Annotated in this window: 20 protein-coding genes; 2 read left to right on the forward strand and 18 right to left on the reverse strand. The window is 67.9% G+C overall.

Annotated elements, in window-relative coordinates; all coding sequences use genetic code 11:
• Window positions 1-36 precede the first annotated feature (36 nt).
• Window positions 37-1,350, forward strand: a complete 1,314-nt coding sequence (locus tag AC1DVA_RS09190; protein WP_476805683.1) for an MFS transporter — start codon at window positions 37-39, stop codon at window positions 1,348-1,350.
• A 21-nt stretch (window positions 1,351-1,371) separates the two neighbouring features.
• On the opposite strand, the gene AC1DVA_RS09195 is transcribed toward AC1DVA_RS09190, so the two are convergent.
• From AC1DVA_RS09195 to yajC, 5 genes are all read right to left on the reverse strand, one after another.
• The gene (locus AC1DVA_RS09195; RefSeq protein ID WP_265053674.1) at window positions 1,372-2,259 is read right to left on the reverse strand and encodes a phytoene/squalene synthase family protein; all 888 of its coding nucleotides are present in this window, start codon (window positions 2,257-2,259) and stop codon (window positions 1,372-1,374) included.
• A gap of 117 nt (window positions 2,260-2,376) precedes the next feature.
• Complete coding sequence (locus tag AC1DVA_RS09200) at window positions 2,377-2,754, reverse strand: Mth938-like domain-containing protein (RefSeq protein ID WP_265053675.1); 378 nt, start codon at window positions 2,752-2,754, stop codon at window positions 2,377-2,379.
• 9 nt (window positions 2,755-2,763) lie between these two features.
• Window positions 2,764-3,723: a protein translocase subunit SecF gene (secF, locus tag AC1DVA_RS09205; RefSeq protein ID WP_476805727.1), complete on the reverse strand. Its 960-nt coding sequence runs from the start codon at window positions 3,721-3,723 to the stop codon at window positions 2,764-2,766.
• A gap of 33 nt (window positions 3,724-3,756) precedes the next feature.
• Window positions 3,757-5,367 (reverse strand): protein translocase subunit SecD, encoded by a 1,611-nt coding sequence (secD, locus tag AC1DVA_RS09210; protein ID WP_476805684.1) that lies wholly within the window; start codon window positions 5,365-5,367, stop codon window positions 3,757-3,759.
• A 169-nt stretch (window positions 5,368-5,536) separates the two neighbouring features.
• The gene (gene yajC / locus AC1DVA_RS09215) at window positions 5,537-5,812 is read right to left on the reverse strand and encodes a preprotein translocase subunit YajC (protein WP_265054837.1); all 276 of its coding nucleotides are present in this window, start codon (window positions 5,810-5,812) and stop codon (window positions 5,537-5,539) included.
• 326 nt (window positions 5,813-6,138) lie between these two features.
• Here yajC and AC1DVA_RS09220 point away from each other — a divergent pair, with 326 nt between their 5' ends.
• Window positions 6,139-7,026: an ATP-binding protein gene (locus tag AC1DVA_RS09220; protein WP_476805685.1), complete on the forward strand. Its 888-nt coding sequence runs from the start codon at window positions 6,139-6,141 to the stop codon at window positions 7,024-7,026.
• Window positions 7,027-7,415: 389 nt separating this feature from the next.
• Here AC1DVA_RS09220 and AC1DVA_RS09225 read toward each other — a convergent pair whose 3' ends face one another.
• The 13 genes from AC1DVA_RS09225 to AC1DVA_RS09285 all read right to left on the reverse strand — a co-directional run bounded on the left by AC1DVA_RS09225 (window position 7,416) and on the right by AC1DVA_RS09285 (window position 20,741).
• The gene (locus tag AC1DVA_RS09225; protein WP_476805686.1) at window positions 7,416-8,768 is read right to left on the reverse strand and encodes a peptidoglycan DD-metalloendopeptidase family protein; all 1,353 of its coding nucleotides are present in this window, start codon (window positions 8,766-8,768) and stop codon (window positions 7,416-7,418) included.
• Between the two features lie 167 nt (window positions 8,769-8,935).
• Window positions 8,936-9,598 carry a protein-L-isoaspartate O-methyltransferase family protein gene (locus AC1DVA_RS09230; protein ID WP_265053679.1) on the reverse strand — a complete coding sequence of 221 codons (663 nt, stop codon included), beginning with the start codon at window positions 9,596-9,598 and terminating at the stop codon, window positions 8,936-8,938.
• Between the two features lie 19 nt (window positions 9,599-9,617).
• A complete protein-coding gene (gene surE, locus AC1DVA_RS09235; protein ID WP_476805687.1) occupies window positions 9,618-10,379 on the reverse strand; it encodes a 5'/3'-nucleotidase SurE in 762 nt (253 codons plus the stop codon).
• 1 nt (window position 10,380) lies between these two features.
• Window positions 10,381-11,682 carry a serine--tRNA ligase gene (gene serS, locus AC1DVA_RS09240; RefSeq protein ID WP_476805688.1) on the reverse strand — a complete coding sequence of 434 codons (1,302 nt, stop codon included), beginning with the start codon at window positions 11,680-11,682 and terminating at the stop codon, window positions 10,381-10,383.
• A gap of 202 nt (window positions 11,683-11,884) precedes the next feature.
• Window positions 11,885-12,697, reverse strand: coding sequence for a twin-arginine translocase subunit TatC (gene tatC, locus AC1DVA_RS09245; protein WP_265053682.1), 813 nt, complete (start codon window positions 12,695-12,697; stop codon window positions 11,885-11,887).
• Window positions 12,694-13,407: a Sec-independent protein translocase protein TatB gene (tatB, locus tag AC1DVA_RS09250; RefSeq protein WP_476805689.1), complete on the reverse strand. Its 714-nt coding sequence runs from the start codon at window positions 13,405-13,407 to the stop codon at window positions 12,694-12,696. Before tatB ends, tatC begins: the two co-directional genes overlap by 4 nt.
• 44 nt (window positions 13,408-13,451) lie before the next feature.
• Entirely contained in the window at window positions 13,452-13,697 is a 246-nt protein-coding gene (locus AC1DVA_RS09255; RefSeq protein ID WP_476805690.1) for a twin-arginine translocase TatA/TatE family subunit, read from the reverse strand.
• A gap of 80 nt (window positions 13,698-13,777) precedes the next feature.
• Window positions 13,778-14,818: an ABC transporter ATP-binding protein gene (locus AC1DVA_RS09260; RefSeq protein WP_476805728.1), complete on the reverse strand. Its 1,041-nt coding sequence runs from the start codon at window positions 14,816-14,818 to the stop codon at window positions 13,778-13,780.
• A 233-nt stretch (window positions 14,819-15,051) separates the two neighbouring features.
• Window positions 15,052-15,753 carry an SMC-Scp complex subunit ScpB gene (scpB, locus tag AC1DVA_RS09265; RefSeq protein WP_476805691.1) on the reverse strand — a complete coding sequence of 234 codons (702 nt, stop codon included), beginning with the start codon at window positions 15,751-15,753 and terminating at the stop codon, window positions 15,052-15,054.
• Window positions 15,750-16,580: a segregation and condensation protein A gene (locus tag AC1DVA_RS09270; RefSeq protein WP_476805692.1), complete on the reverse strand. Its 831-nt coding sequence runs from the start codon at window positions 16,578-16,580 to the stop codon at window positions 15,750-15,752. The genes scpB and AC1DVA_RS09270 overlap by 4 nt, the downstream gene beginning before the upstream one ends.
• A gap of 48 nt (window positions 16,581-16,628) precedes the next feature.
• Entirely contained in the window at window positions 16,629-17,639 is a 1,011-nt protein-coding gene (gene nagZ / locus AC1DVA_RS09275; protein WP_476805693.1) for a beta-N-acetylhexosaminidase, read from the reverse strand.
• Between the two features lie 242 nt (window positions 17,640-17,881).
• Window positions 17,882-18,976, reverse strand: a complete 1,095-nt coding sequence (locus AC1DVA_RS09280) for a TRAP transporter substrate-binding protein (RefSeq protein WP_265053689.1) — start codon at window positions 18,974-18,976, stop codon at window positions 17,882-17,884.
• 187 nt (window positions 18,977-19,163) lie between these two features.
• Window positions 19,164-20,741, reverse strand: coding sequence for an SPOR domain-containing protein (locus AC1DVA_RS09285; protein WP_476805694.1), 1,578 nt, complete (start codon window positions 20,739-20,741; stop codon window positions 19,164-19,166).
• Window positions 20,742-20,837 lie beyond the last annotated feature (96 nt).

The raw sequence follows: 20,837 nt of genomic DNA on the forward strand, positions 1-20,837 counted from the left end.
AACAGGTCTCCAAGAATATCTGGAGGCCCTGAGACGATGGTAACGACAACGACGGCCGGCCGCGCGAGCGCGAGCCCGGCCAGCATCCGCAAGGCGGTGACCGCGGCGACGGTCGGTACCGTGATCGAGTGGTACGATTACGCGCTCTACGGCGCGGCCTCGGGCCTGATCATCAACAAGCTGTTCTTTCCCAACCTGTCGCCGGTCGCCGGCGTGCTCGCCGCCTTCGCCACCTTCGCGGTCGGCTATTTCGCCCGCCCGGTCGGTGGCATCGTCATCGCCCATATCGGCGACAAATTCGGTCGCAAGCCGGCGCTGATCCTGACCATCGCCCTGATGGGCCTCGCCACCGTCGGCATGGGCCTGCTGCCGACCTATGGGCAAATCGGCGCGTTGGCGCCGGTCCTGCTCGTGCTGATGCGGCTGATCCAGGGCTTCGGTGCCGGCGCGGAGCTGGCGGGCGCGATCGTGCTCGTCGCCGAATACGCCCCGCCGAACCGGCGTGCCTTCTATACCGGCCTGCCCAACGCCGCGACGCTGGTCGGCATCATGCTGGCCACGCTGTCCTTCCTCTTCATCTCCTACCTGCCGGAAGAGACGCTGCTGGGCTGGGCCTGGCGCGTGCCCTTCCTGCTTTCGGGCGTGCTCTTCCTCGTCGCGCTCTATATCCGCAAGCATCTCGACGAGACGCCCGAATATGTCGAGGCCATGGCCCGCGCCGAGGAGCGCAAGCACGAGCAGCAGGTCCCGATCGGCCAGCTCTTCCGCGAAAGCCCGAAGGAAGTGCTGTTCGGCTTCCTGTCGGTCACCGGCCACAACGCCAACGCCTATATCCTCTCGACCTTCTCGCTGAGCTACATGACGAACACGGTCGGCATGGCTCGCTCGGACGGCCTGATCGCCGTCACCATCGGCTCGCTCTTCGGCATCATCGGCGTGCCCTTCCTCGGCACGCTCGCGGATAGGATCGGCAGCGCCAAGGTCTATATGGGCGGCGCGCTCTTCGTGCTGCTGCTGGCCTATCCGCTGTTCCTGATGCTCGACACCGGCAGCCTGTTCTGGTCGGCGGTCGGCATCAGCCTTGGCTACGGCATCGGCTTCGGCGCCATGGCCGGCGCGCAGGGCGCGTTCCTCGCGAACCTGTTCCCGACGCGCTACCGCTTCTCGGGGCTGGCGATGTCGCGTGAACTGAACGGCGTCCTCGTCGCCGGCCCGACGCCGTTCATCGCCGCAACGCTGGTCGCTGCCGCCGACGGCAAGCCGATCTATGTCGCGGCCTATCTGATGGCTTGCTGCGCGCTGACGATCATCGCCGTGCTGACGATCCAGCACCGCTCGGTCCACGAATAAGCGACAAGACAGGCGGTGCGGTCAGCGCGACCGCGCCGCCCGCCAAAGCACCCACTGCCGGCGCCAGGCCGGCAGGGTTATGATGGTGCGGTAGGGATCGTACCCCCCGGCTTCCATCCGCTTGAGATAGGGTTCCACCAGCGCGACGGGCAGGAAGGCCGGCTTCAGCGCCGGCGGAATCGTCTCGCGCAGGCTGGTGAGCTTCTTGAGGTGGCCGCGGGCGATCTCGCGCAATTCCTTGAGCGTGTAGAGCACGCCCGGCCCGCCACGCCCGCGCACGATGTCGTCGCGCGTCACGCCGTTGCGGGTCAGGATGTCGGCCGGCAGATAGACCTGCCCCTCCGCCGCATGCCAGGGGAAGGCGCGCATCAGCCCGGTCAGCGCATAGGCGACGCCGGCATGGCCGCAGGCCGTCGCCCCGCCCGGATCGCGCCCGCCCGCCAGGATGATGCTGGCAAGTCGAAACAACGCGCTCGCGGTCTCCCCCGCATAACCTTCCAGGTCTCGCAGCGAAGGCATCGGGTCGTCGTAGATGTCGAAGATGCGCGCATCGATCAGCGCCGTCAGCGGCGCAATCGGCAGGCGGTAGCGCTTGACGGTGTCGAGCAGCGCCGCGGCTACCGGATGCGCCTGCGACTCGCCGGCCGGCTCGCCCTCGAGCACATCGCGCCACCATTGCAGCCTGACCTCGCCCGGCAGCGGCTCGCTGACCAGCGCCCGCACCCGCGCAATCTCGAGGCTGAAGGCGTAAAGCGCGAACAGCGCCGCCCGCCGATCCTCCGGCGCGTAGAGGCCGGCGATATAGCGATCCTGATCCTGCTCGCGCACCAGCGCGGCGCAATGGGCATAGGCCTCCGGCAGGCGCGCCGGCGCGGTTTCCCTGCGGTCGTCGGTCTCGGTCTGCGGCATGGTCCCGCCTCGGCCCGTCATCACTCGCCCCCGGCCCTCACCCAGTTTAGGCCAAGCACGGCATCGCCGCTACGCACCACTTACATGGCTGGCTTACAAGATTGCCGGCAGGTCGTACTAGTCGACCGCGATCAGCGCCGCGGCGACACGCCGGTCCTCGCCGACCAGGACATTGTAGGTCCGCGCCGCCGCGCCCGTCGCCATACCCTCGACCGTGATCCCGGCCTGCTTCAGCGGATCACGCAGAGCGGGCGGAATGAAGGCGATGTCGGCGCCTGTCCCGATCAGCAGGAAGTCGATGCCATCAGCCTCGTCCAGCACCGACTGCAGGCTCTCGACCGTCACCTCCGAAAAGCGCGTCACCGGCCAGATGCGGATGCCGGCCGGCGTCGCGATGATCGAGCCCTTGTGGCTCATCTCCGCGAAGCGGAAGCCGCCGGCCCCGATCGCGTCGAGCGGAAAGCGGCCGGGAACGAAGCCGTCGAAGCGCGGCATCGGCCGCGATCAGGCCTTGGCCTTGGCGGCCGCAGCCTTCGTGCGCGCGGCCTCCTGCGCCTCCTCACGGGCGCCGGCCGAGCGGACGTCCATGTAGAGCAGCACCGGCGTCGAGATGAACATCGCCGAATAGGTGCAGACCACGACGCCGAACAGCATGACCAGCGCGAAGCCCTCGATCGCCGAGCCGCCGAACAGCACCAGCGCCAGCAGCGACAGGAAGGTCGTCGTCGCCGTCATCGCCGTGCGCGACAGCGTCGAGTTGACCGAGAGGTCGAGCAGTTCGGCGATCGGCATCGTCTTGTAGCGGCGCAGCAATTCGCGCGTGCGGTCGAACACCACGACCGTCTCGTTCAGCGAGTAGCCGACGATGGTCAGGATCGCCGCGATCGAGGTCAGGTTGAATTCGAGCTGCGTGATCAGGAAGAAGCCGATGGTCAGCACGATGTCGTGCAGCGTGCCGAGGATCGCGCCGATCGCCAGCGGCATCTCGAAGCGGAACCAGAGATAGATCAGGACGCCGACGATCGCGAGCACGACACCGAGCGTGCCGGCCTGTACCAGCTCGCCCGAGACGCGCGGGCCGACGGTCTCGACACGGCGGAAATCATAGTTCGAGGCGAAGGCCTCGCGCGCCTTGACGACGACCGCCTGCTGCGCGGTCTCGCCGCCCGGCTGCATGCCGAAGCGCATCGAGACTTCGCCGGCGGCGCCGAACTCCTGCACCTCCGCCTCGCCGAAGCCGAGCCCGTTGGCGGTGTGGCGGATTTGCGCGATGTCGATGGCGCCCGCCTTCGACTGCATCTCGATCAGCGTGCCGCCCTTGAAGTCGATGCCGAAATTCAGGCCGACTGTCAGGAACAGCGTGATCACCAGGATCGAATAGGCGGCCGAGAGCGGATAGCTGAAGCGGCGGAACCAGACGAATTTGAAGCGGGTGTTGTCGGGGACGATACGAAGCAGGCGCATGCGCATGGCCAATCTCCTGAGGGGTTGGCAGCGTCAGAACGGAAGGTGCTTGGGCTTGGCCCAGCGATACCAGAGCGCGATCAGCATCCGCGTCAGCGTCACCGCCGTGATGACGGTGGTGAGGATGCCGAGGATGAACACGACCGCGAAGCCGCGCACCGGGCCGGAGCCGAGCGAGAACAGCGCCACCGCTGCGATCAGCATGGTGACATTGGAGTCGATGATCGTCGCGAAAGCGCGCTGGAAGCCGGCTTCGAGCGCCGAGACCAGGCTGCGGCCCTGATGCTCCTCCTCACGCATGCGCTCGTAGATCAGCACGTTGGAGTCGACGGCCGTGCCGATGGTCAGCACGATGCCGGCGATGCCGGGCAGCGTCATCGTCGCGCCGAGGAACGACATCAGGCCGAAGATCAGGCCGACATGGACGACCAGCGCGATGCTCGCGATCATGCCGAAGATGCCGTAGGTCGCGAGCATGTAGATCACTACCAGCACGGTCGCGATCAGCGTCGCCATCTTGCCGGCCTGGATCGAGTCGGCGCCGAGGCCAGGGCCGACGGTCCGCTCTTCCACGATCGTCATCTTGGCGGGCAGCGCGCCGGCGCGCAGCAGGATCGCGAGGTTGTTGACCTGCTCGACCGTGAAGTTGCCGGAGATCTGGCCGGAGCCGCCGGTGATCGGCGACTGGATCACGGGCGAGGAGATCACCTTGTTGTCGAGCACGATCGCCAGCGGGCGGCCGAGATTCTCGGTGGTGATCTGGCCGAAGCGCTGGGCGCCGCGGATGTTGAAGCGGAAGTTCACGATCGGCGTACCGGAGCGCGAATCGAAGGCCGGCTGCGCATCGATCAGGTCGGCGCCGTCGACCGAGGGCTGGCGCAGCACCGGGACGGGCTGGCCGCCGGCATCCTGCGACGGCAGCATGTCGACATCGCTGCTGCTCGCTTCGCCGACGAGCCGGAATTCGAGCTTGGCGGTATCGCCGAGGATTTGCTTCAGGCGCTGCGGGTCCTGCAGGCCCGGCACCTGCACCAGGATGCGGTCGAGGCCCTGGCGCTGGATGTTCGGCTCCGTCGTGCCGAGCGCGTCGACGCGCCGGCGCAGAACCTCCATCGCTTGCTCGACCGCGCGGCGGATGCGCTCGTTCGAGCCGGCTTCCGTCACGGTGAGCTGGACCAGCCCGTCAGGCTGCTCGGTGATGGCGATCGACTGGTTGCCCGACGGCCCGAAGGCACCGAGCGTGCCGACCGGCTGGGCGAGCTCGCGCAGCTTCGGCAGCACGCGGGCCCGCTCGGCGGCGTCGGGGATACGGACCTGCACGCCGCGCGTCGTCGTCTGGATGCCGCCCTGGAAGCTGGCGCGCTCCTCGCGCAGGATGCGGCGGACATCGTCGCGCAGCTGCGTCACCTGGCTGCGCACCAGTTCCGCACGATCGATTTCCAGCAGGACGTGCGAGCCGCCCTGCAGATCGAGCCCGAGCACCACCGCATGGATCGGCAGGAAGGCGCGCGGAATCCAGGCCGGCGCGTTGTCGGCGATGGCCTTGCGCGTCTCCGCCGAGAACAGGTTCGGCACGGCGAGCCCGCAGCCGACGATCAGCACGAGCAGGACGAGAATGACCTTGCGGGCCTGGAGACGAAGCATCTGCGTGAACAGCCTTGTTGTCGTGCCTTGGAGCATGTTCCGCAAAAGTGGAAACCACTTCTGCGGTGAGACCATGCTCGGTTTTTGATCCTGCGCGGATTTTCTCGTCCTGCCGACAGCCGAACGAAAATGTGCGCCAGGCCCCTCGCGGGGCCCGGCCGTCGTACTCTCAGCTCTTGACCGGCTCGCTCTTGGAGCGGACGTCCTGGATCATGCTCCGGACGATGCGCACGCGCACGCCGTCGGCGATCTCGGCTTCGAGCTCGCCATCGTCGACCACTTTCGACACTTTCGCGATCAAGCCGCCGGAGGTCACGATCGTGTCGCCGCGGCGCACGTTCTTGATCATCTCCTGATGGGTCTTGGCCCGGCGCTGCTGCGGCCGGATGATCAGGAACCACATGATGACGAAGATGAGGAGGAACGGCACGAGCTGGATCAGCATGTCGGTGCCGCCACCGGCTCCTGTCGCCTGGGCGAAAGCGGGGGTAATCACTGAAGGACTCCTCTGGAACGACGACGCAGCACGCCGCCGGCCGCAAGACACGGCAAAAGCATCGTCTGGCCGGAAAATCGCGCGGACTATAGCCAGCGACGCTGTGAAATCAATCGGACGTACCCAGTCTCCCAGACACGGCTCCTCACCTATGGGCTTGCCGCCATTCGCGCAATGCCCCTTGCGCTCGATCCACGACGCGGTTTAGCTAGCCACAGTAACCGTACCGGACGTTACGGTACGGTTGGAAGCGACGAAGCGAAGGCGCCAGTGCCATGACCGATACGACCCTATCCGCCCCCGACCAGACCCTGACGACGCTGCTAAGGATCGCCGATGCGCTGGAGCGCATCGCCCCGCCGCCGCGCAAGGCCGCCGATCTCAAGGCCGCCGATGCCTTCGTCTGGCACGCAGCGGGCTCCGAGCTCGTCCCGGTGCCGAAGGTCAACCGCGTCGCGCTCTCGCTGCTGCGCGGCGTCGACCGCGTGCGCGACACGCTGGCCGAGAACACCGAGCGCTTCGCCAAGGGCCTGCCGGCCAACAATGTGCTGCTCTGGGGCGCGCGCGGCATGGGCAAGTCCTCCCTGGTCAAGGCAGTCCACGCCGACACCAACCTTCACCTCGCCAAGAGCGAGCTGCCGCTGAAGCTGATCGAGATCCACCGCGAGGACATCGAGAGCCTGCCGGCGCTGATGGGGCAGCTGCGTGCCGATGCCCATCGCGCCATCGTCTTCTGCGACGATCTGTCCTTCGACAGCGACGACACGTCCTACAAGTCGCTGAAGGCGGTGCTCGACGGTGGCGTCGAGGGGCGCCCGGAGAACGTCGTGTTCTATGCGACCTCGAATCGCCGCCACCTGCTGCCGCGCGACATGATGGACAACGAGCGCTCGACCTCGATCAATCCCGGCGAGGCGATCGAGGAGAAGGTCTCGCTCTCGGACCGCTTCGGGCTCTGGCTCGGCTTCCACAAATGCAGCCAGGACGAGTATCTGGAGATGATCAACGGCTATGCCGGCCATTTCGGGCTCGACGTCGCGCCCGAAGAACTGCGCCGCGACGCGCTCGAATGGGCGACGACCCGCGGCTCGCGCTCCGGCCGCACCGCCTGGCAATACATCCAGGACCTCGCCGGCCGGCTGGGTCGGAAGCTGGAGGGCTGAGCCCCCCGTGAGGTCTTAGCCGCTGGTCGACGCCTTCCGCGCATTCCCGGACGGAACCAACGGCAGAGCCCTACGGCATGCTGATTTTTCGCGGAGCTACGCCGTCATCCCGGGCTTGACCCGGGATCCATGCCAGAGCCTGTCCGAACGAGGTTCAGGCATGGTCCGGGATCTCCGCTTCGCTGCGTCAGGGATCACCAGCGCCTCTATGAAGATGCAGCGCGCTCCAAGAAACTCGATCAGGAGATGCTCGGATCGAGCCCGAGCATGACGGTGGCGCAAAGAACAAGAACGGGGCGGCCCTTTCTGGGGCCGCCCCGTTCCTTTTTCGATCGGGAGGGTCTCGCGAACCGATCGAAATTTGAAACTCTGGTCGCTTCGAATCCGGCTCAGTTGTTCAGATAAGGCGTCGGATCGACCGGGCTCGAGCCCTTGCGCAGTTCGAAATGCAGCTGCGGCGAGGAGACGTTGCCGGTCTGGCCGGAATTCGCCACCACCTGGCCGCGCTTGACGGTGTCGCCGCGCTTCACTTTCAGCTCGCCGTTATGGGCATAGGCCGAGACGTAGCCGTTCGGGTGGCGGATCAGCACGAGGTTGCCGTAGCCCTTCAGCTCGCTGCCGGCATAGGCGACGGTGCCGCCCTCGGCCGCCTTGACCGGCGTGCCCTCGGGAACCGCGATGTTGATGCCCTCATTGCCGCCCTTGGTATAGCCCGAGATCACGCGGCCGCGCGCCGGCCAGCGGAAATCCGCCTTGTCGGCGGAGGAACCCGCCTCCTCTTCCTGCTTCGGCAGGCTGGCGGTGGTCTTGGGCTCGGCCACAGGCTCCGCCCGCGGGATCGCGGCCGGCTTCGGCTCGGTGGCAGGCGCGCTCGCCACCACGGTCGGCTTAACCGGCGCAGGCGCAGCGGTCTTCACCGGCTGCTGGACGGGAGCAGGCTTTGCCTCGGCGACGGGCTTGGTGGCGGGCACCGCAGGGCTGGCCTTGCGGGCGTCGGCCTTGGCCTTCGCCTCGGCAGCGAAACGGGCACGCGATTCGCGCATCGCCTGGGCATCGGCGGCCGCCTTGGTCTTGGCCTCAGTGGCGGCAGCGGCCTTCGCCTCGGCAGCGGCCTTGGCCTGAGCCTTCGGATCGACGGCCGGAGCGGGCTGGCGGGACGGGGCCGGCCCGGCGACGAAGCGCTGCGACGTGGCCGGAGCCTGCGCAACCTGGGGAGCCGGCGCGGAAGGCGCAGCCGAAGCCGAGCCACCGCCGGCATTGTAGACCGGGATCATGATGCGGGTGCCGGGCGTGACATTGGCGCTGCTGAGCCCGTTTGCGGACATGATCGCCGCACGGGGCACGCCGTAGCGCGACGAGATCATGTCGAGGCTTTCGCCCTGGGCGAGCACGATCGGCGTACCGCCCTGCGCCGACCAGCCGGCAGCGCTGCCGGAGACTGCCTGCGGCGGCGCGGCGCTCAGCGCGACGGCCGATTGCGGGGGCGGCAGGGGCTGCGCCCTCACGACCGGCGAAGACGCGACCGGCTGCAGCGGCGCGCTGGCGGACCGGCCGATCGAGCCGGTGGTCGCCGGGTCGCGTGCCGGAGCAGGCGCCTGCGCCGTCCTGAACGGATTGTCGAAGGGGGTTTCGGTGAAGCGCATCGTGTCCGAGGAACAGGCGCTGACACCGACGGCAAGCAGGCAGACCGTCGACAGGCGGCGGAATGCGCGATGATTGATCGATTCGGCTTGGCTACGCATGAACAGAGTACTCGCGAACGACGCAACTCGATGGGAGCCATTAAAGTCCCGTTGAGGTTACGAAAGCGTTTCGCTCGCGAAGCCGTCTTCACTTTTTTGGATTTTCCGGCGGAAGCCACCGGCGCCCATCATGCTCCTGCAAGGCAGCTCGGTTGCCCGGCAGAACCTCAAAGCGCGCGGGAAATCCCCGGCGTCAGCGGCGGCAGGCGCAGAACCGGCCCGGTCGCGTGGTCGAATTGCCCGTCATCGAGCCGCGTGACCACGACGCGCCGCGCCACGCCCTCGATGCGCAAGGCGCCGACGAGCCGCCCGCCATTGGACAGCCGCATCAGCAGCGCCTCCGGCACCGCATGGGTAACGCCGTTGACGAGGATGCGGTCGAAGCGGCCGAGCGTGCGGTCGGGCTGGAAGCCGTCGGCATGGCGCAGATCGATCATCTTGCCGAAGCCGCTCGCACTGACGCGCTCATGCGCGGCAAGCGCGAGCGAGCGATAGCGTTCCAGCGAAACCACCTCGCCGCCCAGTGCCGCGAGCAGCGCCGAGACATAGCCGGAGCCGGTGCCGACTTCGAGGACGCGCGCGCCCGTCTGCATGTCGAGCGCGCCGAGCAGATTCGCGACGGTGTAGGGCGCCGTCATCGTCTGTCCGCAGGGCAGCGGCACCGAAACGTCCTCGCGCGCCAGATCGGCGAAGCGCGCGGGGGCGAAACGATCGCGCGGCACCCGCTCCATCGCGCGCAGCAGGGGCAGATCGCGCACGCCCCGCGCCCTGAGCGACAGCAGGAAGGCAACGGTGCGCTCGCCCTCGCTGGCCGGCGCCTCTTCGCTCATGTCCCCTCCCCGCCGCCTCTCAGGCGAAGACTTGAGCGAAGCGCGTCAGCGTCGGCTCATGCGTCAGGTCGAGTTCGAGCGGAGTGATCGAGATGCGGTTCTCGGCCATGGCGCGCAGGTCGGTGCCGTTCGCCGGCTCCTTGCGGGAGCGCTGGAAGGCGATCCAGTAATAGGGATTGCCGCGCCCGTCCTTGCGGGGTTCGAGCTTGACCAGTTCCTGGTCGCGCCGGCCCTGCACCGTGACGGAGACGCCCTTCACTTCGCCCGGCCCGACATTCGGGAAGTTCAGGTTGAAGAGCACGTCCTCCGGAATGCCTTCCTCCAGCAGCCGGCGGATGATGCCGGGCGCGTGGTGCTCGGCGCAGTCCCAATGGATCACGTCGCGATTGCCCGGCATATAGGCCTGGCTGATCGCAATCGAGGGAATGCCGAGCAGAGTGCCCTCCATCGCCGCAGCGATCGTGCCGGAATAGGTCACGTCCTCGGCGACGTTCGAGCCGCGGTTGACGCCCGAGAGCACGAGATCGGGCTTCGCCTCGGCCAGGATCGAGCGCGCGGCCATGATGACGCAATCGGTCGGCGTGCCCGCCACGGCGAAGCGCCTGTCGCTGATCTGGCGCAGCCTGAGCGGGTTCGACAGCGACAGCGAATGCGCAACGCCGGACTGGTCGCTTTCCGGCGCCACGACCCAGACGTCATCCGAGAGCTGGCGCGCGATCCGCTCCAGCACCTCGAGGCCTTCGGCATGAATGCCGTCGTCGTTGGTCACAAGGATACGCATATCAGGCAGCCTTCTCGATCTTCGTCACGCCGCGCATATAAGGCACCAGCACGTCGGGCACGGTGATCGAGCCGTCGGCGTTCTGGTAATTCTCCATCACCGCGATCAGCGCGCGGCCAACCGCCGTGCCCGAACCGTTGAGGGTGTGCACGAAGAACGGCCCCTTGCCGTCCTTGGTCTTGTAGCGGGCATTCATCCGCCGCGCCTGGAAATCGCCGCAGACCGAGCAGGACGAGATCTCGCGATAGGTCTTCTGCCCGGGCAGCCAGGCCTCGATGTCCCAGGTCTTCTGCGAGGCGAAGCCCATATCGCCGGTGCACAGCGTCATCACGCGATAATGCAGGTCGAGCTTCTTCAGCACCGCCTCGGCACAGGCGAGCATGCGCTCATGCTCCTCCCGCGACTTCTCCGGCGCCGTGATCGAGACGAGCTCGACCTTCTCGAACTGGTGCTGGCGCAGCATGCCGCGCGTATCGCGGCCGGCCGAACCTGCTTCCGACCGGAAGCAGGGTGTGAGCGCGGTGAATCGAAGCGGCAGCTCTTCCTCCGAAAGGATTGATTCCCTTGCCAGATTGGTCAGCGGCACCTCGGCGGTCGGGATCAGCCAATGCTCATCACCGGCGCGGAACTGGTCCTCGCGAAACTTCGGCAGTTGCGCCGTGCCGAACATGGCATCGTCACGGACGAGCAGCGGCGGATTCACCTCGGTATAGCCGTGCTCCTCGGTGTGCACATCCAGCATGAACTGCCCGATCGCGCGCGAGAGCCGCGCGATCTGGTTCTGCAGCACCACGAAGCGCGAGCCGGAAAGCTTCGCCGCCTTCTCGAAATCCATCTGGCCGAGCGCTTCGCCGAGCTCGAAATGCTGCTTGGGATCGTTGATGCCCCTGAGCAGCCCGCGCTCCTCCGGCTTCACGCCATGGACATGCGACAYGACGTTGCCGTGCTCGTCGGCACCATCCGGCACATCGTCGAAAGGCACATTCGGAATCGCCGCGAGCGTCTCGTCGAGCGCCTCCTTGGCTGCCTTCTCCTCGGCTTCGAGTGCCGGCTGCTCTTCCTTGAGCGCCGCGACCTCGGCCTTGAGCTGGTCGGCGAGCGCGACATCCTTCGCGCCCATCGCCTTGCCGATCTCCTTGGAGAGCGCGTTGCGGCGTTCCTGCACGCCTTGAGCCTTCGCGATGGCCGAGCGGCGGACATCGTCGAGCGCGAGCAGCGACGACGACAGCGGCTCCAGGCCCCGTCGCGTCAAGCCTCCATCGAACGCCGCAGCGTTCTCGCGAATCCATCTGATGTCGTACATCGTCGTCCGGCCATGCATCGCTGCGGAATACAGCGCAGGATGCTCTAGACCGGGACGACGCGCGAGGGAACCACTCTCGTCGGCGTTGCGTACGGTTCTCCCGTCATGGTCGGGCTTGTCCCGACCATCCACGTATTCGTCGCTGACGAGCAGCGCTCAAGACATGGATGCTCGCCACGAGGGCGAGCATGACAAGAGCGCCCTATTCCGCTGCCTCGTCTTCGGCCTTCACCGCCGCGCTCTTCTTCTCCACCCGGCGCACCGAGAAGATCGAAAGCTCGTAGAGCAGCAGCATCGGCACGGCCAGCATGAGCTGCGAGATCACGTCCGGCGGGGTCAGCACCGCCGCCACGACGAAGACGAAGACGATGGCGTAGCGCCGCTTGTCCTTGAGGAACTGCGAATCGATGATGCCCGCCTGCCCCAGCAGCGTCAGGATCACCGGCAGCTGGAAGGCGACGCCGAAGGCGAAGATCAGCGTCATGATCAGCGAAAGATATTCGCTGACCTTCGGCAGGAGGGCGATGCCGGCCTGCGTCTCGGTCGCGGCCTGCTGCATGCCGAGCGAGAACTTCATCAGCACCGGCATGGCGAAGAAGAACACCAGCGCCGCACCGAGCGTGAAGAACACCGGCGTCGCCACGAGATAGGGCGCGAAGGCCGATTTCTCGTTCTTGTAGAGGCCGGGCGCCACGAATTTGTAGACCTGCGTCGCGATCACCGGGAAGGCGAAGAAACCGGCACCGAAGGCCGCGACCTTGATGTGCGTGAAGAGCAGCTCGAGCGGGCCGGTATAGATCAGCTGCGCGTTGGCGGCGCTGCCGGCGGCCCAGACATAGGGCAGCACGAGGATGTTGTAGATCTGCGTCGAGAAGCCGAAGCAGATGAAGAACATGATCAGGAAAGCAATCAGCGACTTGATCAGCCGCGAGCGCAGCTCGATCAAATGCTCGATGAGCGGTGCGCGCGAGGCCTCGATCTCGTCTTCGCCATCGCGAGGATTGGCGACGCTCATGCAGAAGTCTCCTCGCCCTTGGCGGTCTTGCGCTTGCGGGCAGGCTTGGCGGCCTCGACGACAGGCTCAGCCGGCGCCACAACAGCGCTCGCGGCCTTGGGCTTGCGCGCCGGCTTGGCCACCTTGACCGGCTCGGCAGCGACGGAGCTTTCGACCGGCGCGGAGGCCTTGGCGGAACGGGTGCGGGCAGGCTTGGCGACAATCGGCTTGGCGGCAACCGGCTGGGCAGGAGCGGGCTCGACCACGGGAGCAGGCGCGGGTAGCTCCTCAGCGACAGGCGCAGCCTCCACCTTGGCCTTGCGCGCCCGCTTCGGCTTCTGCGTTTCCGGGGCAATCTCGACCGGCGGCAGCGGACCCGGCGGGGGCAGCGAAGCGAGCTTGGCCTCGGCCTCCTTCAGGGCGGCATCGTCCGGCTTCGCGGCATCGGTTTTCGAAGCCTCGAAATCCTTGATCGGATCGATCGGCTTGAAGTCGTTGTTCAGCGCGCTCGACACAGATCCGCCGACATCCTCGACCTGCTTCTTCAGATCGGCGAGCTCGGCCTCGCGCATCGCCTCGTTGAACTGCCCCTGGAACTCCGACGCCATGCGCCGGACCCGGCCGATCGTCTGGCCGACCGTGCGCAGGGCTTTGGGCAGATCCTTGGGGCCGATCACGACGAGCGCGACTGCGCCGATCAGCACCATTTCGCTCCAGGCGATGTCGAACATCGACGGCTCGTCCTCTCAGGCTACGCCGTTGCAGCGCAGCGGCATCAGGCCTTGTTCTCGGCCTTCGCCTGAGTCTGCGCGGCCGCGTTGCTGGCCTGCGTGTGGTCGATCACCTTGGGATCGACATTGGTCGCGCTCGGCGCCGGCTCGTCATCCTCCGCCATGCCCTTCTTGAACGATTTGATGCCCTTGGCGACATCGCCCATCAGCTCGGACACCTTGCCGCGCCCGAAGAGCAGCATCACGATGACGCCGACGACGATCCAATGCCAAATGCTCACGCCACCCATGGCGAACTCCTCCGAAATTGCTCCGACCGGGGGCCGTCCCCAACCAAGTCCTGACCCGGTCGATTGCTCGGCGGCGGAACCTATTGATCCGCCGCGGGAAACACAAGGACTTCGTCCGACGGAATCTCGACCCCGACCTCGTCGCCCACCTCGATCTCGTCCGACAGCGGCGCGCGCACCGAAAGTGCCCGGTCGAAGCCTTCGATCGCAACCAGCAGGTGATCGACCTCGCCGAGGAAGCGCCGCGCCACCAGCCGGCCCGGCAGATAATAGCCCTTCGGCACGATCCGGACCCGGTGCGGCCGGATGCAGACGATCGCCTCCTCGCCATCAGCCAGCCCGGGCGCCGCAAAGCGGCCGAACGCCGTATCGACCGCCCCGCCGGAAACGCGGCCCTCGATTTCGGTAAAATCGCAGAAAAATCGGGCGGCAAAGAGGCTGCCGGGCCTCCGGTAGAGCTCCTCGCCCGTGCCGACCTGGACGATGCGCCCGGCCCGCATCAGCACGATCCGGTCGGCAATGCGCATCGCATCCTCGGGATCATGCGTCACGATGATCGAGGTGGCGCCGGTTTCCTCCAGCAGCGCCGCGGTCTCGTCGCGCACCACGTCGCGCAGGCGCCGGTCGAGATTGGAGAAGGGCTCGTCCATCAGCAGCACGCCCGGCCGCGGCGCGATGGCGCGCGCCAGCGCCACGCGCTGCTGCTCGCCGCCGGACAGCATATGCGGATAGGCCCCGTAGAAATCGGCGAGTCCGACGCGCTCGAGCGCCCTCAGGGCCGTGGCCTCCGCCGCCGCAGTGCCCTGGCCGCGGAGGCCGAAGCGGACATTCTCGCCCACTGTCAGATGCGGGAACAGCGCATAGTCCTGAAAGACGAAGCCGACGCCGCGATGCTCCGGCTCGACGAAATTCGCGGGCGCCGAAACGTCCCGCCCCTCCAGCAGCACCCTTCCCGCGCTCGGCCGTTCGACACCGGCTGCAAGCCTCAGCAGCGTCGTCTTGCCGCAGCCCGACTGGCCGAGCAGCGCGACGATCTCACCGGGTTTGACGGCAAGCGAGACATCGGAGAGCGCCGTCACCGCGCCGAAGCGCTGCGTCACGCCCTCGAAGCCGAGTGCCATCGGAATCGCCGCACCGGCCGTTCCGCGCCGGCCCCAGCCGAGCCATCCCGCTTTGATGTCGCTGCGCGCCAATCCCTGTCCCACCTTTCACAAACCGCGCCGTCATCCCGGACACAGCGAAGCGGAGATCCGGGATCCATCGCTGAGCTCCGGAGTCCTGCGGTAACCCCGAATCGGCGGGGCTTCGCCGCTGTCCGGGATGACGGCCAATGCGGAAAGCTCTCCGCGCTTGCTCAACCGTCCTGTTGCGGTCCGCCCTCGCCATCGTCAAGCGGGCTGAACAGATCGCCGAGCGGGTCCTCGTCGTCGCGCAAGCCAGGATCATCGTCCGGCACGGGCACGGTGAGGTCCCGCGTCAGCTGGCCCTCGATGAAGCCCGTGCCCTTCAACTCCTCAAGCCCCGGCAGATCGTCGATGCGATCCAGCCCGAAATGGTCGAGGAAGCCCGGCGTCGTGCCGTAGGTGACCGGGCGCCCCGGCGAACGGCGGCGCCCGCGCAGACGCACCCAGCCGGCTTCCAGCAGGATGTCGAGCGTGCCCTTGGCGGTGGCCACGCCCCGTATCTCCTCGATCTCGGCGCGTGTCACCGGCTGATGATAGGCGATGATCGAGAGCACCTCGAGCGCGGCGCGGGAGAGTCTGCGTGGCGGCTCGGCCTCGGCCGCGAGCAGGTAGCCGAGGTCCGGCGCCGTACGGAAGGCCCAGCCGCCCGCGACCTGCCGCAGATTGACGCCGCGCGTGGCATAGGCCTCCGCGAGCCGGGCCATCACCTGCTCGACCACGATGCCGGCCGGGACCGATCGGGCCAGCACTTCCGCCGACAATGGCAATGCCGAGGCGAAGAGCAGCGCCTCGACGATGCGCAGCGCCTGGGCGAAAGCCTCCGCCCCGCCGCCATCCTCCTCCTCGATGGTCTCGGCCGTCGCACGCGTCATGACGCATCCCGGCCGGCGAAAGGCAGGATCGCCGGCCGCTCCGAGCGGCGGCGCACCTGGATCGGCGCGAAGGCCTCGTCCTGCCGCAGGTCGAGCACCCTTTCCCTGACCATTTCGAGCATCGCCGACAGGGCCGAGGCGCGCACCGTCGCCCGCATCTCCCGCACCGGCAGGCCCTGCGCCGCCATGTAATGCGTCAGATAGCCGTCGAGCTCGGTCCAGTCCCCGGCCTCGCCGATCAGGCGCTGCAGCGCCTCACGCGCCTCGACCAGCGACCAGACGACGCGATGGCCGACCGAGATATGCCCCTGCACCCGCTTCTGACGCTGCTGTGCATAGGCCGCGAGCAGATCGTAGAGCTCGGCCTCCCAAACCGGCCGCGCGCCCGCAACGATGTCCTCGGGCGCGCCGCGGGCGAACACGTCCTGCCCCAGCCGCTCGCGCGCGGCGAGCTTGCGGGCGGCGGCGCGGATCGCCTCCAGCCGGCGCAGGCGCAGCGCCAGCGCGGTCGCGAGGTCCGCCGCGCTCGGTTCCTCGCCCTTCGGCGGCTCCGGCAGCAGCAGACGCGACTTCAGATAGGCGAGCCAGGCCGCCATCACGAGATAGTCGGCCGCGAGTTCGAGCCTCAGCGCCCGCGCCTCCTCGACGAAGGCGAGGTACTGCTCCGCTAGCGCCAGGATCGAGATGCGATGGAGGTCGACCTTCTGGCGCCGTGCGAGATCGAGCAGCAGATCGAGCGGCCCTTCATAGCCATCGACATCGACGACGAGCGAGGGCTCGCCCGCGCGCCGGCCGTTATCCTCCTCGAATGGCAATTCGGCCGTCATCTGAGGCCCTGCCCCGCCTGTCATCCCCGAGGATGCAGGTTCCGCCGTTCAGGCGTCCAGCGCAAGGGCGCTGACCAGCTCCGCACGCGCGGCCGCCAGGTCGACCGGCTCCGGCTCGTGCCGGATGCGCCCGAGCGCGGCTGCGGCGCGGCGCGCCCGTGCCCCGGTCATCTCCGGGACGGCGCCCGCGATCGCGACCATCTCGTCCATGATGCCGTGGCAGTGCAGGACCACGTCGACGCCGGCGCGGATGGCGGCTCGGGCCTTGGCCTCGAACGAGCCTGAAAGCGCCTTCATCGAGATGTCGTCGGTCATGATCAGCCCGTCGAAGCCGATCTCGCCGCGCATGATCTCGCGCACGATTGTCCGCGAAACCGTGGCCGCATGCTTCGGGTCGAGCGCCGTGAACACCACATGCGCCGTCATCGCGAGCGGCATGTCGGCGAGGTGCCGGAACGGGCGGAAATCATGCGCCCTGAGTTCGTCGAGCGTCGCATCGACGACCGGCAGGTCGTGGTGGCTGTCGGCCCGCGCCCGGCCATGGCCGGGCATGTGCTTGACGACCGGCAGCACGCCGCCGGCGATCAGCCCCTCCGCAGCCGCCCGGCCTAGCCGAGCGACCTGGTCGGGGTCATGGGCATAGGCGCGGTCGCCGATCACATCGTGGCTGCCGGCGACCGGCACGTCGAGCACCGGCAGGCAGTCGACATCGATGCCGACGCTTTTCAGGTCGTGCGCCATCAGGCGCGCCGAGAGCCGGACGATCTCACGCTGGCGGATGGGGTCGTTGATGGCGAGGAAGGCGCGCGCCGGCGGGTATTTCGGCCAGTTCGGCGGTGCCATGCGCTGCACGCGCCCGCCCTCCTGGTCGATCAGGATCGGGGCGTGCCAGCCCACGGTCTCGCGCATTTCCGCCGTCAGCGCCGCGACTTGCTCGGGCGTCTGCGTGTTGCGCCTGAACAGGATGAAGCCCCAGGGCCGGGCGTCGCGGAAGAAGGCCCGCTCATCCGGGGTGAGGCTCGTGCCGAGACAGCCGGCGATGAAGGCGCGCGAGGTCATGGCACCGGGTTAGGGCATCGGCCCGAAAAGGGGAATGCGGTTTTCGGATAACGTCGATGCGTCGCAAGGCAATGGCGCGGTCGAGCACGGCCTTCGCATCATCCCCGTCATCCCGGACAAGCCGCCTTCGGCGGCGCCGATCCGGGATCCATGCCGGAGCGCTCCCGACGAAAGTTCAGGCATGAAACCCGGGTCGACCTGCGGTCGCCCGGGACGACATGTGATGGGACGGAAGCGCGCCCTCACTTCACCTGCTGGTAGTTCTGCGCGTTGAACGCGTCGAACGGCAGCTCGGCGATGCGGAACCAGAGCTGCTCCTTCTTCCAGTACGGCAGGAAGGAATCGTAGAAGGTCTTGAAGTTCGGGTTGCTGGCCGCGAGCTCGCCATACATCGCATAGGCTTCCTTGAACGCCGCCGCCATCACCTCCTGCGGGAAGGGCCGCAGCTCGGCGCCGGTGCCGGCCAGGCGAATCAGCGCATCGGGATTGTGATGGTCGTATTTCGCGAGGCAGAGCGCGTTGGCCTCGGCGCAGGCCGCTTCGACGATCGCCCTGTAGGATGCGGGCAGCTCGTTCCACTTGTCCTGGTTGGCGAGGAAGCTGACATTGGCGTTCCCCTCCCAGAAGCCCGGATAGTAGTAATACTTCGCGACCTTCACGAAGCCGAGCTTCTCGTCGTCATAGGGGCCGGAGAACTCGACGGCATCGAGCGTGCCGCGCTCAAGCGCCGGGTAGATGTCGGCGCCGCCGATGGTCTGCGGCACGACGCCGAGGCGCGCCATGATCCGCCCGCCGAGGCCGGCGATGCGGAACTTCAGGCCCTTCAAATCCTCCAGCGACTTGATCTCCTTGCGGAACCAGCCGCCCATCTGCGCGCCGGTGTTGCCCGACGGGATGGTGTAGACGTTGTAGCCCTTCATGAAGGCGCGGCAGAGTTCGAGGCCGCCGCCCTGATAGAGCCAGGCGTTCTGCTGGCGGGCGTTGAAGCCGAAGGGCAGCGAGGTCTCGAAAGCGAAGGCCGGGTCCTTGCCGATATAGAAGCTCGCGAGCGTGTGGCTGCACTCTACGGTGCCGTTCTGCACGGCATCGAGCGCCTGCAGCGCTGGCACGATCTCGCCCGGCGCGAAAACCTGGATCTGGAAATTGTTGTCGGTGGCTTCGGCCACGCGCTTCGCGACATGGGTCGAGATGCCGTAAAGCGTGTCGAGGCTCTTCGGATAGCTCGAGGTCAGGCGCCAGGAGACCTTGGGCTGTGACTGGGCGATAGCGGGAGCGGCGATGGCCGCGCTGCCGGCCACGCCGGCGCCCGCGACCTTGACGAAACGACGGCGATCCATGGGTAACCTCCAGCTTTAAAGACGAGCGCCCGACGAGCGGAGCGGCTTCTGTTGTTGGGAGGCTACTCGCATGGGCCGGCCGGCGAAACAAGCACGGCCCCGCATCGTGCCATGCGTCGGATTCAAAGCAGAACGGCGGCACCCTGCCGGATGCCGCCGCCCTTTTTCCAAGTCGTTTCGCGCGGCGTCAGTTCTTCGCGATGAAGCACTGTCCGCCGGCAGCCTGCAGCGCCGTGCACATCGAGGAGGCATCCTCGCGGGAATAAGGGCCGACGCGCAGGCGATAGACGGTCTTGCCGCCAGCCAGATCGGTCTTGCGAACGATCGGCGCCTGCCCGCCCAGCTGCTGCGGATATTTGCGCTGGAGCGCAGCAAAGGTCGCACGCGCTTCGGACTCGCTGCCCGGCGCGCCGAGTTGGACCACGAAGTCGCCCGTGCCGGCCCGGACGGTCGCCGTCGCCGGAGCCGGCGGGGCAGCGGCAGGTGCCGGAGCCGCGCTGGCGAGCCGCAGCGGAGCGGCCGGCGTCGTCGCGGCCGGCGGTGTCGTCGCGCGCTCCTGGACCTTGGGGGCGGCCGGAGCGGCGGGTGCTGCCGCCGTGGTCGGGCGCTGTGCCGCGGGCAGCGTGCTCGAAGGCGCGTTGCCGATCGAACGGGTCGGCGCCGAGCCGGTCGCGATCGGTTGGTCGACCGCCACGGGGTTCCCGGCCGGCGTGCCGTCGGGGCGGATCGCGACCGTGCGGACCCTGCGCGGCTCGCCGAGCCCCGGAACCGGCGGCATCGGGGTCAGGCCGGGCTCGGCCGGCGTGATGCTGCGATCGGGTGCAGTCGGGGCAGCCGCCAGGGCGGAGCCGGGCCCCGGCATGACGACGCGGGGCGGCATCGAGCGGGCAGCCTGCTGGACGTCGACCGGCTGCTCCTCGTTGTTGACCATCTTGCTCTGGCCCTGCGGGGCCTCGGCACTGCGCTCGTAGATCTGCTTGTTCTGGTTGGGGATCTCGGCTCCGCCGGGATTGGCCGGCTCGACCTTGACCGGGCCGCGATCGGCCGCGATCACCGGCGGCTGGCCGTTGTTGGCCGCGGAACCGCCGCCGCGCAACGCGAAGGTCGCGCCGACACCGATGAGGCCGACGGCGATGACGGCCGCAGCAGCCCAGAGCCCCTTGCGCGAGCGGCGCGGCTCCAGGTCCGGCAGGTCGTCCTCGGCATATTCATGGACCGGGGCGCCGTACTGGGCCTGCGCATACTGATGATGGACAGGCTCATCGTCATAGGCGGCCGGCATCGCATGCGCCCGGGCCTCCTCGTCGAGGTCGCGGACCGGAGCAGCGCCCTGCATCGGCACCGGCCGCGCATAAGGCACGGGCTCGGGCTGATCGTAATCATCGTACTGCGGCGCGATGTAGGCTTGCTGCTGCACCGCTGGAGCGGCCTCGGGGCGCTTCGGCTCCGTGCGGCGCAGCAAAGCCTCGAACTCGTCGAGCGCGCCGCGCAGTTCGGCCGGCGGAGCTGCCGGCTCGGGGACGTCCGGGGCCGGCGCCTGCGGCACGACCTCGAAGCTCGGCTCGTGACGCATCGCCGGACGCGGTGCTTGCGCGCGGCGCTCGGCGAAGATGTCCTTCAGCGGATCGTCCTGGCCGACGATGCGGGTCAGCTCCGCCAGCGGATCGGGCGACTGGCCGGGACGCGGCGCCTGCCCGGCTCCACGAAGCTGGCGCTCAAGATCTTCGAGATCGAGCGCGAAACGATTCCTAGCGGGCTCACTCATGGTACGATCCATTCCAGCACAAGCCGCCTCCCCTACGGAGAAAGCGATAACCCGCGCGGTCAACCTGACCTTGTGCGCGCCGCCGGAAAGCGTCCG

It is taken from the genome of Allobosea sp. P4_C6 (assembly GCF_056402015.1).